Annotated in this window: 15 protein-coding genes; 6 read left to right on the plus strand and 9 right to left on the minus strand. The window is 73.9% G+C overall.

The genetic code is table 11. From position 1 onward, the window contains the following. Positions 1 to 53 precede the first annotated feature (53 nt). The 3 genes from ACFVXK_RS30090 to ACFVXK_RS30100 are packed head-to-tail and all read right to left on the minus strand — an operon-like array spanning position 54 to position 3,013. Positions 54 to 794, minus strand: coding sequence for an SseB family protein (locus tag ACFVXK_RS30090; RefSeq protein ID WP_389617606.1), 741 nt, complete (start codon positions 792 to 794; stop codon positions 54 to 56). Between the two features lie 12 nt (positions 795 to 806). After that, complete coding sequence (gene mycP / locus ACFVXK_RS30095; protein ID WP_389617609.1) at positions 807 to 2,195, minus strand: type VII secretion-associated serine protease mycosin; 1,389 nt, start codon at positions 2,193 to 2,195, stop codon at positions 807 to 809. Next, positions 2,192 to 3,013, minus strand: a complete 822-nt coding sequence (locus ACFVXK_RS30100; protein ID WP_389617612.1) for a hypothetical protein — start codon at positions 3,011 to 3,013, stop codon at positions 2,192 to 2,194. Before ACFVXK_RS30100 ends, mycP begins: the two co-directional genes overlap by 4 nt. A 129-nt stretch (positions 3,014 to 3,142) precedes the next feature. Here ACFVXK_RS30100 and ACFVXK_RS30105 point away from each other — a divergent pair, with 129 nt between their 5' ends. Further along, positions 3,143 to 4,336: an amino acid deaminase/aldolase gene (locus tag ACFVXK_RS30105; protein ID WP_389617615.1), complete on the plus strand. Its 1,194-nt coding sequence runs from the start codon at positions 3,143 to 3,145 to the stop codon at positions 4,334 to 4,336. Between the two features lie 4 nt (positions 4,337 to 4,340). Here ACFVXK_RS30105 and ACFVXK_RS30110 read toward each other — a convergent pair whose 3' ends face one another. The 4 genes from ACFVXK_RS30110 to ACFVXK_RS30125 all read right to left on the minus strand — a co-directional run bounded on the left by ACFVXK_RS30110 (position 4,341) and on the right by ACFVXK_RS30125 (position 9,307). After that, the gene (locus tag ACFVXK_RS30110) at positions 4,341 to 5,606 is read right to left on the minus strand and encodes an HAD family hydrolase (RefSeq protein WP_389617617.1); all 1,266 of its coding nucleotides are present in this window, start codon (positions 5,604 to 5,606) and stop codon (positions 4,341 to 4,343) included. Positions 5,607 to 5,722: 116 nt separating this feature from the next. Next, entirely contained in the window at positions 5,723 to 6,514 is a 792-nt protein-coding gene (locus ACFVXK_RS30115) for a 3-oxoacyl-ACP reductase (RefSeq protein ID WP_389617620.1), read from the minus strand. A 5-nt stretch (positions 6,515 to 6,519) separates the two neighbouring features. Further along, positions 6,520 to 7,899 (minus strand): aldehyde dehydrogenase family protein, encoded by a 1,380-nt coding sequence (locus ACFVXK_RS30120; protein ID WP_389617623.1) that lies wholly within the window; start codon positions 7,897 to 7,899, stop codon positions 6,520 to 6,522. Positions 7,900 to 7,942: 43 nt separating this feature from the next. Continuing rightward, the gene (locus tag ACFVXK_RS30125; RefSeq protein ID WP_389617626.1) at positions 7,943 to 9,307 is read right to left on the minus strand and encodes a glutamine synthetase family protein; all 1,365 of its coding nucleotides are present in this window, start codon (positions 9,305 to 9,307) and stop codon (positions 7,943 to 7,945) included. A gap of 77 nt (positions 9,308 to 9,384) precedes the next feature. On the opposite strand from ACFVXK_RS30125, the gene ACFVXK_RS30130 reads away from it, so the two are divergent. The 4 genes from ACFVXK_RS30130 to ACFVXK_RS30145 all read left to right on the plus strand — a co-directional run bounded on the left by ACFVXK_RS30130 (position 9,385) and on the right by ACFVXK_RS30145 (position 13,361). Continuing rightward, positions 9,385 to 10,131: a FadR/GntR family transcriptional regulator gene (locus tag ACFVXK_RS30130; RefSeq protein ID WP_389617629.1), complete on the plus strand. Its 747-nt coding sequence runs from the start codon at positions 9,385 to 9,387 to the stop codon at positions 10,129 to 10,131. Between the two features lie 146 nt (positions 10,132 to 10,277). After that, complete coding sequence (gene eat / locus ACFVXK_RS30135) at positions 10,278 to 11,735, plus strand: ethanolamine permease (protein ID WP_389617632.1); 1,458 nt, start codon at positions 10,278 to 10,280, stop codon at positions 11,733 to 11,735. Between the two features lie 53 nt (positions 11,736 to 11,788). Next, positions 11,789 to 12,496, plus strand: coding sequence for a gamma-glutamyl-gamma-aminobutyrate hydrolase family protein (locus tag ACFVXK_RS30140; protein ID WP_389617635.1), 708 nt, complete (start codon positions 11,789 to 11,791; stop codon positions 12,494 to 12,496). 85 nt (positions 12,497 to 12,581) lie between these two features. Then, positions 12,582 to 13,361, plus strand: a complete 780-nt coding sequence (locus ACFVXK_RS30145) for a hypothetical protein (RefSeq protein ID WP_389617638.1) — start codon at positions 12,582 to 12,584, stop codon at positions 13,359 to 13,361. A 24-nt stretch (positions 13,362 to 13,385) separates the two neighbouring features. Here ACFVXK_RS30145 and ACFVXK_RS30150 read toward each other — a convergent pair whose 3' ends face one another. Then, positions 13,386 to 13,733 carry a hypothetical protein gene (locus ACFVXK_RS30150; RefSeq protein ID WP_389617641.1) on the minus strand — a complete coding sequence of 116 codons (348 nt, stop codon included), beginning with the start codon at positions 13,731 to 13,733 and terminating at the stop codon, positions 13,386 to 13,388. Positions 13,734 to 14,056: 323 nt separating this feature from the next. Beyond that, on the minus strand, positions 14,057 to 15,055 hold the full coding sequence (locus tag ACFVXK_RS30155; protein ID WP_389617643.1) for a hypothetical protein: 999 nt from the start codon (positions 15,053 to 15,055) through the stop codon (positions 14,057 to 14,059). A 243-nt stretch (positions 15,056 to 15,298) separates the two neighbouring features. Between ACFVXK_RS30155 and ACFVXK_RS30160 the strand changes: the two genes are divergently transcribed. After that, positions 15,299 to 16,255: a Yip1 family protein gene (locus tag ACFVXK_RS30160; RefSeq protein WP_389617646.1), complete on the plus strand. Its 957-nt coding sequence runs from the start codon at positions 15,299 to 15,301 to the stop codon at positions 16,253 to 16,255. The last annotated feature ends 36 nt before the right edge of the window (positions 16,256 to 16,291 follow it).

Raw genomic sequence — 16,291 nt, forward strand, 5'->3', positions numbered from 1 at the left:
GATGGGCCGTCCGCGAGCTCGCGGACGGCCCATCGGCACGTGTAACGGCGCCCTCAGCGGGTGAAGAGGGGCTCACCCGGCGGGACCGGGGCGGCGGCCGGGAGCAGCGCCAGGTCCAGGCCGCGCACGAGGCGTCCGCGCAGGGTCTCGTCCGCCGCGAGCGCCTCGGCCACCCGGCGGGCGGCGGGGGCGACCGGCGCCCCCTCGGACAGCACGATGGCGAGGGTGCCGTCGGCGGCGTCCCCGCCGGGGCCCAGGTGGGCGCGGAGCACCGCCGGCTCGGCGGCCACCGCGGCCCGTACCGCCTCGCGCACGGCCGGGTCGGCCAGCGGGTCGGCGTCGGTGCGCCCCTCGGCCAGCGCGAGCAGCGCGGAGCCGGTCAGCTGGTAGGGGACGGGGCCGGCCAGGTCGAGGACGACCGTGTCCGCCTTCTCGTGCGCGGCGGCGGCCAGGGCCTGGTGCAGCGGGACCGCCACCGGGCGGGCCGCCGGGTCCCACAGGGCCAGCGAGGCGATGGAGGTGAAGGCGGGCAGTGCCCTGCGGTCGCCGGCCGTGAGGGTGGGGACGGCCATGTCGCTGGTCTTCTCGCGCTTCAGGCCCGTCTCGGGATCGGTCTCGACCTCGCCGAGCACCGCCACGACGGGCACCAGCAGGCGGGCGTCCTTCAGGGCCGCCAGCAGCTCGGGCTCGCGCCCGCGGTCCTCGGCCCAGGCGGCCAGGGCCGCGCTCAGCCGGGGGTCGGCGGTGCCGTCGTCGTCGGAGAAACCGGGGTCTGGGATGTTCTTGGTCGCCACAATGACCCGACCCTATCCCGCCGGGGCCGGGTCCGGTTCCGCGGCGTCACGCCGTGCGGCGCGCGGGCGGCGGGCCAGTACGGCGGCCAGCACCAGCAGCGCCGCTCCCCCGGCGGCGGCCCGCGGGGCGGGGCGGCGGGAGCCGTGGCCGGCGGCGCGGACCGGATCGGGACCGGTGCCGAAGAACCGCTGCCCGGCCGGGACGGCCACGGGGGCCGGGGCCTCGGGGCGCAGCGCCCCGGCGGCCTGGAGGGCGGCGACCGGGTCCACCGTGCCGTGGCCGCGGGCGTCGTCGCGGCCGCCGGGCGGCCGGGCGGTGGCGGTGTCCTCCAGCAGCTTCTTGATCTGCGCCGGGGACAGTCCGGGGTGGGCGGCCTTGACGAGGGCCACGGTGCCGGAGACGAAGGCCGCGGCCGCGCTGGTGCCCCAGCCCTCGTAGTAGGCGCGGTCGGGGTCGGCGAGGACCACGTCGACGCCGGGGGCGCTGACGGTGGCGTACCAGTGGCGGGTGGAGAAGGAGGCCCGGCGGCCCTGGCGGTCCACGGCGGCGACCGAGATGACCCCGGGGTAGGCGGCGGGGTAGGAGGTGTGGTCCCCGCGTTCGCCGCCGTTGCCGACGGAGGCGACGACGACCACGCCCTTGGCGAGGGCGTACTGCACGGCCTCGTCCTCGGCGGACTCGTGGTGGGCGGTGTCGCTGTCGTCGCCGAGCGACATGTTGATCACGTCGGCGCCGTGGTCGGCGGCCCAGCGGATGCCTTCGGCGAGGGCCCCGGTCTTGCTGTCACGGGCCTTGGCCCGGCCCGGGTCGGCCTCCTCCAGGATCACCCGGACGGGCAGGATCCGGGCGTGCGGGGCGATGCCGAGGACGCCCTGGCTGCGGGCCGGGCCGTGGCCGTGGCCGGCGATGATGCCGGCCATGGCGGTGCCGTGGCGGGCCCAGGCGCGGTCGCCGGGGCCGGCGCCCATGCCGACGAGGTCGGTGCCGTCGAGGACCTGGCCGGCGAGGTCGGGGTGGCCGGCGTCGACACCGGTGTCGAGGACGGCGACGGTGATCCCGTCACCCTGGGTGATGCCCCAGGCCTCCTCGGCGCGCAGGGCGAGGAGCCCCCACTGGCGGTCGCGGATGGTGTCGGCGGCCGCGGGCGGTGCGGCGACGGCCACGAGCAGCGCGGCCAGGGCCGTGGCCGCACCGGCCGCGAGGAACCCTCCCCGGCGCGGGGCCCGGGACGCCTCGGGCGCCGGGGTCGATACCCGCGCAGGCCCCGGGTCCGGGACGGTGGCCGGGGCCGGTGCGCCCACCGGGGCCGGGGAAGCGGCCGGGGCCGGGGAAGCGGCCGGGGTCGGGGAGGCGGCCAGGGCCGGGAGGGCGGTCGGGGCCGGTTCGGGGGTGGGGGTCATCGCGGGGGCTCCTGGGGCCGCTGCGCGGCGGCGGGCCGGGACGCGGGCTCGGTGGGGCGGGGGGCGGCGAGGGCGCCGAGGGTGCGTTCGACGCGGACCGCGAGGGCCTTGGCCTCGTGGCCCAGGCCCGCTTCGGCGACGGTGCCGGTGCCGCTCTGGGCTGCGGCCTCCTCGGCCGGGACGGGGGCGTCCATGGTGCGGCCGTCGGCGAAGGCGGAGACGGCGTAGACCACGGCGGGGGCCTCGGCGACGACGCCGGCCGTCCAGGCGGCGCGGCGGGCGTCGGCGTACCCGTAGGCGGGCGGGACGGGCAGGCGGCCGCGCAGCCCGTCCATGGTGCGGGCGTCGGCGGGGGTGAAGACGAGGCCGACGGTGATCAGGCTGCTGCGGGTGGAGTCCGTGTAGGTGGCGCGGAGCACGCGGGTGCAGCCGGTGGCGGTGAGCGCGGCGTGCCAGTCGGGAGGGAGGACGGCGGCGCAGTCGGCGTCGGGCGCGACGGCGATCCGGGTCCAGGTGCGGCTCGCGCCGCCCGGGCCGGCCTCGTGGTCCTCCAGTACCGGAGGGAGCAGGCCGTCCACGGGGGCGGTGTGCCAGAGCGCCGCGGCCTTGCGGTAGGCGGCGTCGGGGGCCAGCGGGCGGTGGTCGGCGCGGTACTGGCTCCAGGTGGTGACGGCGCCTCCGGCGAGGAGGGCGGAGCCGAGCAGGGCGCTGAGGACGGCGGCGGTGACGCGGGCCGGATGGCGGCGCGGCAGGGGGGTCGGCGGTGGCTGCTGCCAGGGGTCGTCCAGGACCTCGGTCCGCGGTGTCGTCGTGGTCATGCGGCGGCTCCGCCCCCCGTTCCGTACGGCTGCCTGCCCGTACTCTACGGGGCCGCCGCCCCGGCCGGGCCGGGGCCGGGGCGGTGCGACCCCTACCCGTGGGTACGGCGGTCTGGCAAGCTGCGGCCCATGACTTCGGACCGGGCCCGGTACGACCGGGCGACCGCGCGTCTCGACGCGCCCCTGGCCATCGTGGACCTGGACGCCTTCGACGCGAACGCCGCCGATCTGGTGCGCCGGGCGGGCGGGAAACCGGTCCGGGTGGCCAGCAAGTCGGTGCGGTGCCGGGCGCTGCTCGAACGGGTGCTGGCCCGGCCGGGGTTCGCGGGGGTCATGTCGTACACGCTGGCCGAGTCGCTGTGGCTGGCGCGGTCCGGGTTCGAGGACGTGCTGCTCGCCTATCCGTCCGCGGACCGGGCCGCGTTCGCGGAGCTGGCCGGGGACCCGAAGCTCGCGGCCGCCGTCACCGTGATGGTCGACGATCCCGCGCAGCTGGACCTGATCGAGGGTGCGCGGGCCGGCGGGGCCGAGGAGATCCGGGTCTGCCTGGAACTGGACACCTCGCTGCGGCTGCTGGGCGGCCGGGTCCGGGTCGGGGCACGGCGCTCGCCGCTGCGGGAGCCGGGGCAACTGGCGGAACTGGCGCGGGCGGTGGCCTCCCGGCCGGGATTCCGGGTGGTGGGGCTGATGGCGTACGAGGGGCACGTGGCCGGGGTCGGGGACGCGGTGGCCGGGCGGCCGGTGCGCTCGCGGGCGATCCGGCTGATGCAGGGCGCGGCCCGCAGGGAGCTGGCGGCGCGGCGGGCCGAGGTGGTGCGGGCCGTGCGGTCGGTGGTGCCGGACCTGGAGTTCGTCAACGGCGGCGGTACGGGGAGCGTGGCGGAGACGGCCGCCGAGGAGGCGGTGACGGAGATCGCGGCCGGTTCGGGGCTGTACGTGCCGCGGCTGTTCGACAACTACACCTCGTTCCGGGGGCGTCCGGCGGCGCTGTTCGCGCAGCCGGTCGTGCGCCGGCCGGGGGTGGGGGTGGTGACCGTGCTGGGCGGCGGCTATCCGGCGTCGGGTGCGGCGGGGGCCGACCGGCTGCCGGTGCCGTACCTGCCCTCGGGGCTGCGCTACGACCCGCAGGAGGGGGCGGGCGAGGTGCAGACCCCGCTGCTGGGGAGCCCGGCCGACGACCTGCTGATCGGCGACCGGGTCTGGTTCCGGCACGCGAAGGCCGGGGAGCTGTGCGAGCGGTTCGACACCCTGCACCTGGTGCAGGGCGACCGGGTCACGGCGTCCGTCCCGACCTACCGGGGCGAGGGACGGACCTTCCTCTAGGCCGTCAGAAGACGGTGTCCGTCTGGTCCGGTATGACGCTGGTGTCGGCCCGGCGGACGGGGGCCGGGGTGCCGTCGTGGTCGGTGTAGCCGGTGGTGGAGCAGGGGTAGGGGGCGGTCTTCTGCTTCTTCGGCTCGATGAACATCGGGTTCACGATCCACTTGCCGTCGCTGTTGTCGTAGGCGCGGCACATGAGTTCGTTCTTGTTGCGGTTGAGCACCAGGCGCAGGCCGGTGGCGTCGCGCAGGAAGGTGACGTCGGTGTCGGAGTCCCCGGCGGCGAAGACCTGGCGGCGGGCGGCCGGCTGGACCTTCTCGGCGGCCGCGCCCCGGACGCCGAAGACCTCCTTGTTGATCCAGCAGCGCTTGCCGTCCACGTAGGTGATCATCGTGTCGGCTCCGTCGGGGACGGAGCCGCAGCCCTGGAGGTGGCTGGTCAGCTTCCCGTCGCGGGTGGTGCCCCGGATGCCGATGACGTGGTCGGCGCCGACGCCGACGCCCTGGGCCCAGACCTCGACGACGGGCTGGGGGGAGGCGGAGCTGATCCAGACGTCGAAGCCGGCGCGCTGGAGGTTCTTGACGAGGTCGCGCTGCTGGTCGTAGTAGCGGACCCAGCCGGTGGCGGTGGTGGTGCCGACCTGCTGCTTGGTGCCGATGGGGGCGGCGAGGTTCTCGGTGCGGGCGGCGGCGGCGAAGCCGCGGACCTGGCCGGGGGTCCAGCCCTGGAGGAGCTGGGACAGCCAGGCGTAGGCGGGTTCGATGGTGCGGCGGTCCCAGCCGGTGAAGGCGGTGGCGGCGGTGCCGTAGACGGCGTTGATCTCGTCGGCGCAGGCCGCGCCTTCGGGGGTGCCGGTGGGCAGGGGGCTGCCGGGGCGGGCGAGGGGGTCGCAGGCGGTGGCGAGGGCCTGGGCGGCGGCGGGGGTGAGGTAGCGGCTGGTGGTCTTCCAGTCGGCGGGCCGGCGGATCTTGCCGTTGCGCAGGAGCCAGAACATGGTGGCGTCGCCCACGTCGTTCTTGACGACGGTGTTGTCCCAGTCGAAGACGGCGACGGGCTTGTCACGGCCGGGCCGGTAGGGGTTGCAGCTGCCGTAGCGGTCGATGAGCTGCTGGAGGCGGGCCTGGTTGTCCCCGTACCAGCCGGCGGCGAGCTTCGGGGTGGTGCAGGCGTGGTGTGCGGCCTGGGCGGGGGCGGCGGCGGTGAGGGTCGCGGCGGCCATCGCGGCGGCGGCGCCGGCCGCCTGGAGCCGGCGGCGGGTGCTGGGTCGGGTCACGGGGGTGTTCGCTCCTGGTTCTCGTACAAGATCGTCGGGGACGGTAGAGCACGACAGCCGGGCGTCGTGCGACGCCCGGCTGTCGTGGGGGTGGTGCCCAGGTGAACGTTGGGTGTTTACAGGGGGGTGACGTACGCGCCGGAGATGCCGCCGTCGACCAGGAAGTCGGTGGCGTTGACGAAGGAGGAGTCGTCGCTGGCGAGGAAGGCGACGGCGGCGGCGATCTCGGTGGGTTCGGCGAAGCGGCCGAGCGGGATGTGCACGAGGCGGCGGGCGGCCCGCTCGGGGTCCTTGGCGAACAGCTCCTGGAGCAGCGGGGTGTTGACGGGTCCCGGGCACAGGGCGTTGACGCGGATGCCCTCGCGGGCGAACTGGACGCCGAGTTCGCGGGACATGGCCAGCACGCCGCCCTTGGAGGCGGTGTAGGAGATCTGGGAGGTGGCGGCGCCCATGATGGCCACGAAGGAGGCGGTGTTGATGATGGAGCCGCGGCCCTGGCGCTGCATGTAGGGCAGGGCGGCCTTGCAGCAGAGGTAGACGGAGGTGAGGTTGACGTCCTGGACGCGGCGCCAGGCGTCGAGCTCGGTGGTGAGGATGGAGTCGTCGTCCGGGGGCGAGATGCCGGCGTTGTTGAAGGCGATGTCGACGGAGCCGTAGGTGTCGAAGGCCGTCTTGAACAGGGCGTCGACCTGTTCCTTGTCGGTGACGTCGACCTGGACGAAGGTGCCGCCGACCTCTTCGGCGGCGGCCTTGCCGGCGATGGGGTCGATGTCGGCGCACACGACGTTGGCGCCCTCGGAGGCCAGGCGGCGGGCGGTGGCGAGGCCGATGCCGCTGCCGGCTCCGGTGATGACGGCGGTGCGGCCGACCAGGCGGCGGCAGACGATCTCTTCGGTGCGGTCGGTCATGGGGTTCAGGCCTCCGTGCTGATGAAGACGTTCTTGGTCTCGGTGAATGCGGTGAGGGCGTCGGGTCCGAGCTCGCGGCCGAGTCCGGACTGCTTGTATCCGCCGAAGGGGGTCCAGTAGCGGACGCTGCTGTGGGAGTTGACGGAGAGGTTTCCGGCCCGGACGGCGCGGGAGACGCGCAGGGCGCGGCCGACGTCGCGGGTCCAGAGGGAGCCGGAGAGGCCGTACTCGGTGGCGTTGGCGAGGCGTACGGCGTCCTCCTCGTCCTCGAAGGGGATCAGGACGGCGACCGGTCCGAAGACCTCCTCGGCGGCCACGGGCGCGGTGGGGTCGACGTCCGTGACCAGGGTCGGCGGGTACCAGAAGCCGGGGCCCTCGGGGGCGGTGCCGCGGACGGCCTTGAGGTCGTCGGTGACGTAGCCGCGGACTCGTTCCAGCTGGGCGGCGGAGATGAGCGGGCCCATCTGGGTCTTCTCGTCGAGCGGGTCGCCCACGACCACGGAGGTGAGGGCGGGGGTGACGAGGTCGAGGAAGCGGTCGTGGACGGAGCGCTGGACGAGGATCCGGGTGCGGGCGCAGCAGTCCTGGCCGGTGTTGTCGAGGTAGGCCATGGGGGCGGCGGCGGCCGCCGCTTCGAGGTCGGCGTCGGCGAAGACGATGTTGGGGCTCTTGCCGCCGAGTTCGAGGGTGACCCGCTTCACCCGGTCGGCGCACTTGGCCATGATCTGCTTGCCGGTGCGGGTGGAGCCGGTGAAGACGATCTTCGCGACGCCGGGGTGTTCGACGAGGGCGTCGCCGGCGACCGCTCCGTGGCCGGGGAGCACCTGGAAGAGGTGTTCGGGGATCCCGGCTTCGAGGGCGAGTTCGGCGAGGCGCAGGGCGGTGAGGGGGGTGGTCTCGGCGGGCTTGAGGATGACGGCGTTGCCGGCGGCGAGGGCGGGTGCCAGGCCCCAGGCGGCGATCGGCAGGGGGAAGTTCCAGGGGGCGATCACGCCGATGACGCCGAGGGGTTCGAGGAAGGTGACGTCGATGCCTCCCGCGACGGGGATCTGGCGTCCGGAGAGGCGTTCCACTCCCCCGGCGGCGTAGTCGAGGAGGTCGCGGACGTTGCCGGCTTCCCAGCGGGCGTTGCCGAGGGTGTGGCCGGCCTCGCGGACCTCCAGGCGGGCCAGTTCCTCCAGGTGTCCGTCGACGACCGCGGCGAAGCGGCGCAGGATCCGGGCCCGGTCGGCGGGGGCGGCCGCGGCCCAGCCGCGCTGGGCGGCGGTGGCGCGGGCGACGGCTCTGTCGACGTCGTCCCGTGTGGCGGCCGGGACGGTGGCGACGAGTTCCTCGGTGGCCGGGTTGAGCACCCTCAGGTGGGAGGGGTCCAGCGCTTCGGACACGTGGTGCCTTTCTGGGGTGGGTGCGGTGCGGACCGGGGGCGGGTCAGAGGCGTTCGAAGGAGCGGCGGCGTTCCCAGTCGGTGACCGCGGAGTCGTAGGCGTCGAGTTCGACGCGGGCCATGTTGCGGTAGTGGGCGACGACTTCGGGGCCGAAGGCGGCCTTGGCGATCTCGCTGTTCTCCCAGAGCTCCGCGGCCTCGCGCAGGGTGGTGGGGACGTGGGCGAAGTCGGCGGTGTAGGCGTTGCCGGCGCAGGCCTCGGGGAGTTCGAGGCGGTTCTCGACGCCGTAGAGGCCGGCGGCGACCAGTCCCGCGACGGCGAGGTAGGGGTTGACGTCGCCGCCGGGGAGGCGGTTCTCGAAGCGCATGGAGCGGCCGTGGCCGACCACGCGCAGGGCGCAGGTGCGGTTGTCGACGCCCCAGGCGACGGCGGTCGGGGCGAAGGATCCCGGCCGGAAACGCTTGTACGAGTTGATGTTGGGGGCGTAGAGAAGGGAGAAGTCGCGCAGCGCGGCCAGCTGGCCGGCCAGGAAGTGCCGCATCAGCGGTGACATGCCCCCGGGTCCGTCGCCGGCCATGGCGTTGCGTCCGTCGGTGTCGGTGAGCGAGAGGTGGATGTGACAGGAGTTGCCCTCGCGCTCGTCGAACTTGGCCATGAAGGTGAGCGAGACGCCTTCCTGGGAGGCGATCTCCTTGGCGCCGGTCTTGTAGACGGAGTGCTGGTCGCAGGTGGTGAGCGCCTCGTCGTAGCGGAAGGCGATCTCGTGCTGGCCGAGGTTGCACTCGCCCTTGGCGGACTCGACGGTGAGGCCGGCGGTCTGCATCTCGTTGCGGATGCGGCGCAGCAGGGGTTCGATGCGGCCGGTGCCGAGGACGGAGTAGTCGATGTTGTACTGGTTGGCCGGGGTCAGGGCGCGGTAGTCGGCGTTCCAGGCCTGTTCGTAGGTGTCCTGGAAGACCATGAACTCCAGCTCGGTGCCGACCATGGCGGTGTAGCCCTGTTCGGCGAGGCGCTCCAGCTGGCGGCGCAGGATCTGGCGGGGCGCGGCGACGACGGGCGTGCCGTCGTGCCAGGCGAGGTCCGCGAGGACGAAGGCGCTGCCGGGGTTCCAGGGGATGCGGCGGAGGGTGGCGAGGTCGGGGTGCATGGCGAAGTCGCCGTAGCCCCGGTCCCAGGAGGACATCTCGTAGCCGTCGACGGTGTTCATGTCGGTGTCGACGGCGAGGAGGTAGTTGCAGCCCTCCGTGCCGTGGTCGAGTACCTCGTCCAGGAAGAACTGTGCGGCGAACCGCTTGCCCTGAAGTCGCCCCTGCATGTCGGGGAAGGCGAGGACGACGGTGTCGATCTCACCGCTGGCGACGAGGGAGCGGAGCTCCTCGGGCGCGAGCGGCGGCTTGCGGTCTACCACGGGGATCTCTCCTTCGGTGAGCCGAGGAGGCCTAAGGTATTGAACAGAACCATTGCTTGGGAAGGGGAGGAGCCGAGATGACCGACACGGCGGGCGACGGGGGCGCGATCGCGCGGCTCAATCCCGTGCTGCGGCAGGTCCGGGCGGGCAACGGTTTCGAGGAGGCTCTCGAACAGATCCTCCAGGTGGTCCGGCTGGGTCTGGTGCCGGGCGGGGAACGGCTGCCTCCGGAACGGGAGTTGGCGGAGCGGATGGGGATCAGCCGGGTCACCCTGCGCGAGGTGCTCAAGGTGCTCCAGGACCAGGGCCTGGTCGAGGCCCGGCGCGGGCGGTACGGGGGCACGTTCGTGCTGGCCCGCCCCGACACCCCGGCCGGCGGGGCCGAGGAGGAGCTGCGGCGGCGCGTGGCGGGGGTGGACATCGAGGACGTGCTGCGCTTCCGCGAGGTGCTGGAGACCGGCGCGGCCGGGCTGTGCGCCTCGCAGGGGCTCTCCGAGGAGGGGGCCGAGCGGCTGCTGGGCGCGCTGGCCGCCACCCACGACGCCCCGCTGGCCGAATACCGCCGCCAGGACACCCTCTTCCACCTGACCCTGTGCGAACTGGCCGGCTCGGCCAGCCTGACGGCCCAATACGCCGCCGTCCGGGCCCGGGTCAACGACCTGCTGGACTGCATCCCGCTGCTGGTGCGCAACCTGGAGCACTCCCAGCAGCAGCACAGCGCCCTGGTGGAGGCGGTGCTGGAGCGCGACGCGGAGGCGGCCCGGGCGGTGATGCGCGAGCACTGCTGCGGCACGGCGGCCCTGCTGCGCGGCTTCCTGGCCTGAGCGGGGGCGCGGCGGGTGCGAAGGGATGTGACGGGATGCGACGGGAGAGGTTTTCGTAACCGCTGTTTAACGCAGGGGTCTTGCGCGCTCCACACCCTTGACGCAAAGGTACGCAGCGAAACCTTTCACCCTGGGCAGGAGCGCACATGGCCGAAGACCTTTCCACCGCGCCCGCATCACCCCCCGTCGGGGACGCCGACGCCGAGTACCTCCAGCGCCGGACCCTGCGCCGCGGCAGCGCCGGCTGGCTGCTGCTGACCGGGCTCGGCGTCGCCTACGTCGTCTCCGGGGACTACTCCGGCTGGAACGTGGGCCTGTCCAAGGGCGGTTTCGGCGGGCTGGCCGTGGCCACGGTGCTCATGGGGGCCATGTACGCCTGCCTGGTCTTCTCCCTCGCCGAACTGTCCACCATCCTGCCGACGGCGGGCGGCGGCTACGGCTTCGCCCGTCGCGCGCTGGGCCCCTGGGGCGGCTTCCTCACCGGCACCGCCATCCTCATCGAGTACGTCCTCGCCCCGGCGGCGATCGTCATCTTCATCGGCGACTACGTCGAATCCCTGGGCCTGTTCGGCCTGACCTCCAGCTGGCCGGTCTACCTCGGCTGCTTCGTGATCTTCATCGGCGTCCACCTGTGGGGTGTGGGCGAGGCCCTGCGCTTCAGCCTGATCGTCACCGCCGTCGCCGTCGCCGCCCTGCTGATCTTCGCGGTCGGCGCCCTCACGGACTTCGACGCGGGCTCACTCGACAACATCCCGGTGGACCACTCCGCGTTCGGCGCCGGCTCCTGGCTGCCCTTCGGCGTCCTCGGCATCTGGGCCGCGTTCCCCTTCGGCATGTGGTTCTTCCTCGGTGTCGAGGGCGTGCCGCTCGCGGCCGAGGAGGCCAAGGACCCGGTCCGCTCCATGCCCAGGGCCCTGGCCATCTCCATGGGCATCCTCGCCCTCCTCGCCCTGGTCACCTTCCTCGCCGCCACCGGCGCCCAGGGCGCCGACGCCGTGAAGTCGGCCGGGAACCCCCTCGTGGTGGCCCTGGAGGGGGACGGCGGCCCGACCGCCCTGAGCCGCTTCGTCAACTACGCGGGCCTCGCCGGCCTCGTCGCCTCCTTCTTCTCCCTCATCTACGCCGGCTCCCGCCAGCTGTTCGCCCTCTCCCGCGCCGGATACCTGCCGCGCTTCCTCTCCCTCACCTCCAAGCGCAAGGCCCCGTACCTCGGACTGGTGATCCCCGGCGCGATCGGTTTCGCCCTCGCGGCGGCCACCGGCAACGGGGCGCGGATGCTGAACGTCGCGGTGTTCGGGGCGACCATCTCCTACGCCCTGATGGCCCTCTCCCACATCGTGCTGCGCCGCCGCGAACCCGGCCTGGAGCGGCCGTACCGCACGCCCGGAGGGGTCCTGACCTCGTCCGTCGCCTTCGTCCTCGCCCTTTCGGCGCTGGTCGCCACCTTCCTGGTGGACATCGACGCCGCGCTCATCGCGCTCGCCGTGTACGCCGTCGCCCTCGCCTACTTCGCCTTCTACAGCCGCCACCGGCTGGTGGCCTCCGCGCCCGAGGAAGAGTTCGCCGCGCTTGCGGAAGCCGAGGCGGAGTTGACCCGCGACTGAAATCCTGATCCCGCACCAGCTCCGCTGTCCGGCACCACCCTGGAGGTAACACCGTGCCCAGGCCGCTCATCGGCATCACGACCTATGTGGAGGAATCCACCCGCTACGGGGCGTGGGACCTTCCCACCTCCCTCGTCCCGACCGGCTACTACGAGCTCGTACAGGCGGCGGGCGGCGCGGCCGTCCTGCTGCCGCCGGACGACACGGACCGGGCGGCGGAGGTGCTGGGACGACTGGACGGCCTCATCGTCTCCGGCGGCCCGGACGTGGACCCGGTCCGCTACGGGGCCGCGCGCGACCCCCGGACGGGCGCCCCCGCGACGGTCCGCGACGAGTGGGAACTCGCCCTGATCGGGGCGGCCCTGGACGGCGGGCTCCCGCTGCTGGGCATCTGCCGGGGCATGCAGGCCCTGAACGTGGCCCTCGGCGGCACCCTCATCCAGCACATCGACGGCCACGTCCACACCCCGGGCGTCACCTCCTGGCACCCCGTCACCCCCGTGCCGGGCACCCGGTACGCGGAGCTGGTCCCGGAGGTCGCGGACGTCCCGACCTACCACCACCAGGCCGTGGACCGGGTCGGCCGGGGACTGGTCGTCTCGGCCTACGCCGAGGACGGCACGGTCGAGGCCGTCGAGCTCCCCGAGCGGGACCGGTGGGTGGTGGGCGTGCAGTGGCACCCCGAGCGGGACAAGGACACCCGGGTGATGGCCTCCTTCATCGAGGCGGCCGCGGCCCTGCGGGCGGTACCGGTCTCCTGACGCGGCGCGGGCCACACGGGGCGTCCCCGCGCGTGGCCCGCGGACACGAATGGCCCGCCGGGCGGACGGCGCGCAGGCTGGAAGGGTGCGCACGGAAGCCTACGGAGCGGCCACGGGCCGGCTCTCCGGGTTCCTGGAGAACCCGGTCGTCGGGATGGCGCCGTGGATCGTCTTCTCGCTGCTGGTGGGCCCGGGACGGTTCGAGATCGCCGTCGGCATCGCCCTGGCGGTCATCGTCGCCCTGGTCGTGGCAGGCCGGGTGGTGCACCGGGGCAGCTCGTGGAAGCTGCTGGAAGTGGCCGACGTGGTGTTCTTCGCCGCGCTGGCCGTCATCGGCGCCCTGGCGGGCGACGGGACGCTGCGCTGGCTGGAGACGTACGCGGGCGAGGTCTCGAACCTGGCCCTGACGGTGATCGCCTTCGGCTCGATGGCGGTGCGGACACCGTTCACCCTCCAGTACGCCCGCGAGCAGACCGACCCCGCGCTGTGGCACACGCCCGTCTTCCTGCGCACCAACTACGTGATCACGGGGGTGTGGGGGCTGGCCTTCCTGGTGGCGGCGCTGGCGGGCGGCTTCGGGGACCTGGTGCTGCGCGACCCCGACAACCTCTGGACGGGGTGGATCGTCCAGATCCTGGCGATCGTCGCCGCCCTGCGGTTCACCGCCTGGTACCCGGGCGTCGTCCGGGCCCGCGCGCGGGGCGAGCCCGGACCGGGCGCGGCCTCGCTGCTGCTCCCGCTGGCGGGGCTGCTGGTGCCGGTCGGGATCGCGGTGCTGGTGTTCGACGGCGGGGTGTGGTGGCTGGGCGTGGCCCTGATCGTGGCGGGCGGCCTCCTGACGAAGGCGCTCCAGGCCCGCACCTGATCCGGGCCACGCCCGGGCCCGGGCTCAGCTGAACACGACGGAGCGGAGCTTGAGGCGGTCGGAGCCGCGGCCCACGAGGGGGCGCAGCGTGAAGTAGTCGCCGTCGCACTCCGGGCCGGTGAACACCGTCGCCGTCGAGGTGGTCCGGTTGCGCGGGGAGTGCGCGGGCTCGCTGGCGTTGGGGTCGGCGACCTCGGGCAGGGTGATGCACTCCCGGCTCTCGGGGTCGAGCAGGATGCGGATGTGCGGCTTGCCGTCCAGGCCGATGTAGGTGTACTGGAACTCGCCGACGGCGGCGGAGGCGGACTGCGGGACGGCCAGCAGGAGGGTGAAGGCGCCGAGGGCGGCGATGGAGGCGCGGCGGAGTCGCATGGGGGTCCTCTCGGAAGGTCAACCAAACGTGCGGAAGCCACCTTCCCGACGAACCCGGCCGGAGTCACCGCCGCCCTGCGCCGAACCGTTTCCCCCTCACCCGTACGGCGGGGCCGCTGCGCGGGGCGAGTGTCCCCGCCCCGCCATTCCTCCGTTCCCCGGGCTCCGCCCGGACCCGTTCCGTGCGCTACCGCGCCCGGTGCGCTCAAACTCCCCCAGCTACCGCTGGGAGGCGCCCCCTGCGCGGGCTGGATCCATCCAGCCCCGCCGGCGTTCGAGGCGCGGGGGCCTGGGGGCGGAGCCCCCAGGAACAAGACCCCGGCTCAGCCGCGCGGACGGTCCCGGAGGACCGCGAAGCCCAGCCCCGCCGCGCCGATCGCGGCCATCCCCCCGCCCGCGGCCAGCAGCACCGGCGTGTCCGCCTTCGGCGTGGGCGCCCCCTCCGCACCGGCCTTCACCCCGCCCTTGGGGACGATCCGCCCGCGCTTCTCCGCCTCGTACCGTTCGATCAGCTTCCCGGTGGCGAAGTCGTACACCCAGCTGTCCCCGCCGCCCTTGCCGTCGATGACGACGAACTTCACCCGGTCACCGTCCCGGACGAGCTTGTACGTCCAGCCGTCGTTCACGACGCTCGGGTCCTTCAGGTCGATGGTGCCGAGCACGTTCCCGTTCGGCATCGAGATCTCGACCCGCTTGTCCTTGGGCCCCCGGTCGACCAGCTTCGCGATCCGCCCGTCCGGCATGGTGATCCGCACCGGTGCGCCCTTGCGGCCCTCCTCCTTCGGCTTGGGCTTCGGCTTCGGCTTCGGCTTGCCGCCCTCGACCCACGAGGTCACCGTGCCGTTCGGCTGCAGGACGACGTGCAGGCCGTTGTTCTGCCCGTACGCCGGCTTGCCACCCTTGCTGACCAGGGTGTCCAGCTTGGTGCCCCCGGCGAAGAGGTCCGCCTCGAAGTGGCCCTCGCCGACCTTGTAGACCTTCGCCACCGACCCGTCGGCCAGCTTCACCGTGGTGACGTACACCCGCTTGCCCGCCGAGGGCCCGGGCGGCGTGGTGGGCGGGGTGCTCGGCTTCGGCCCCACCGTCGGGTCCACCTCCGGCTTCGGGTCCACCGCCGGCTTGGTCTCACCCTCGGGCTTGCTCTCACCCTCCGGCTTCGGGTCCACCGCCGGCCGCTCCACCCCCGGTAGCACCTGCGGCTCCGGTCCCTCGGGCGAGTCGGCGAAGGCGGACCCCACGGGCAGCGCCAGCACGGCGGCGGCGCCGGTCAGGACGGCGGCGGTACGGAGGGTGGTGGACGTGCGGACGGTGGTGCGACGCATGACGGGGCTCTTTCCTTGCTCGGAAACTCGGCTCTCGGCTCTCGGCTGTCGAGGACACTTCGAAGCTACGAGCCCCACCCATACGCATTCGGTAGGGAATGTAACGAACACCGGCAAAACGCCACACGACCCCGTAAACCGCCCACCCGCACGCCCCCTAGGGGATGTCACAGCTCAGCCGCAAAGGCCCCGTTTCCACCACCCCGGCCCCGGCCGCCCGCGCGAGCAGGTACTTTCGATCACGTGGCTGGATTCAGGATCGGACGGGGCCGGGACGACAACCGCCCCCCGCAACAACCCCCGCACGCACCGCGGCAGCAGCAGCCGTACGGTCAGCAGCAGGCGCCCCAGGGGCAGCCGCAGGCGCCGTACGGCCATCAGCCGTACCCGCCCGCCGGCGGTCCGCCGCCGCAGCAGCACTGGCCGCAGCCGGGCGGGAGCGCCGGCGGCCACGGGGAGCCCGAGTACTTCGACCCGTACGGCGGCGCCGCCCACGGCGGCCACCACCAGCAGCAGCAGCAGCAGCAGCACCACGCCGCCCCGCACGAGCCCGCTTACGCGGACAATCCGGGCCACACCCAGGCCTTCTCCGTCGGCGAGGACCCGTACGGCCAGGCCACGGCCTACCACGCGGGCGCCGCGGCCCCCGGCCCGTCCGGGCCGCGGCTGCACTGGAAGGACCTGCTGCGCGGCATCGTGCTGCGGCCCGGGCCGACGTTCCTGCAGATGCGCGACTACCCCGTCTGGGGCCCGGCGCTGACGGTCACCTTCATCTACGGCATGCTCGCGGTCTTCGGCTTCGACAAGGCCCGCGAGGACGCGATCAAGGCGACCCTCACCCAGGTGATCCCGATCGTCCTGAGCACGGGCGTGGCCTTCGTCATCTGCGGTCTCATCCTGGGCGCCGTCACCCACACCCTGGCGCGCCAGCTCGGCGGCGACGGGGCGTGGCAGCCGACCGTGGGCCTGTCGATGCTGGTCATGTCCATCACGGACGCGCCGCGCCTGCTGGTGGCGGTGTTCCTCAGCGGCGACAACATGGTCGTCCAGGTCCTGGGGTGGGTGACCTGGCTGGCGGCCGGCGCGCTGTTCACGTCGATGGTCAGCAAGTCGCACGACCTGCCCTGGCAGAAGGCGCTGGGCGCGTCCGCGATCCAGCTGGTCGCCCTGCTGTCGATGATCAAGCTCGGCACCCTCTGACGCACGCACGCACGCACGCACGGGAAGGGCCCGCCG

Origin of the sequence: Streptomyces sp. NPDC058157 (assembly GCF_042884105.1) — a bacterium.
GTDB lineage: Bacteria > Actinomycetota > Actinomycetes > Streptomycetales > Streptomycetaceae > Streptomyces.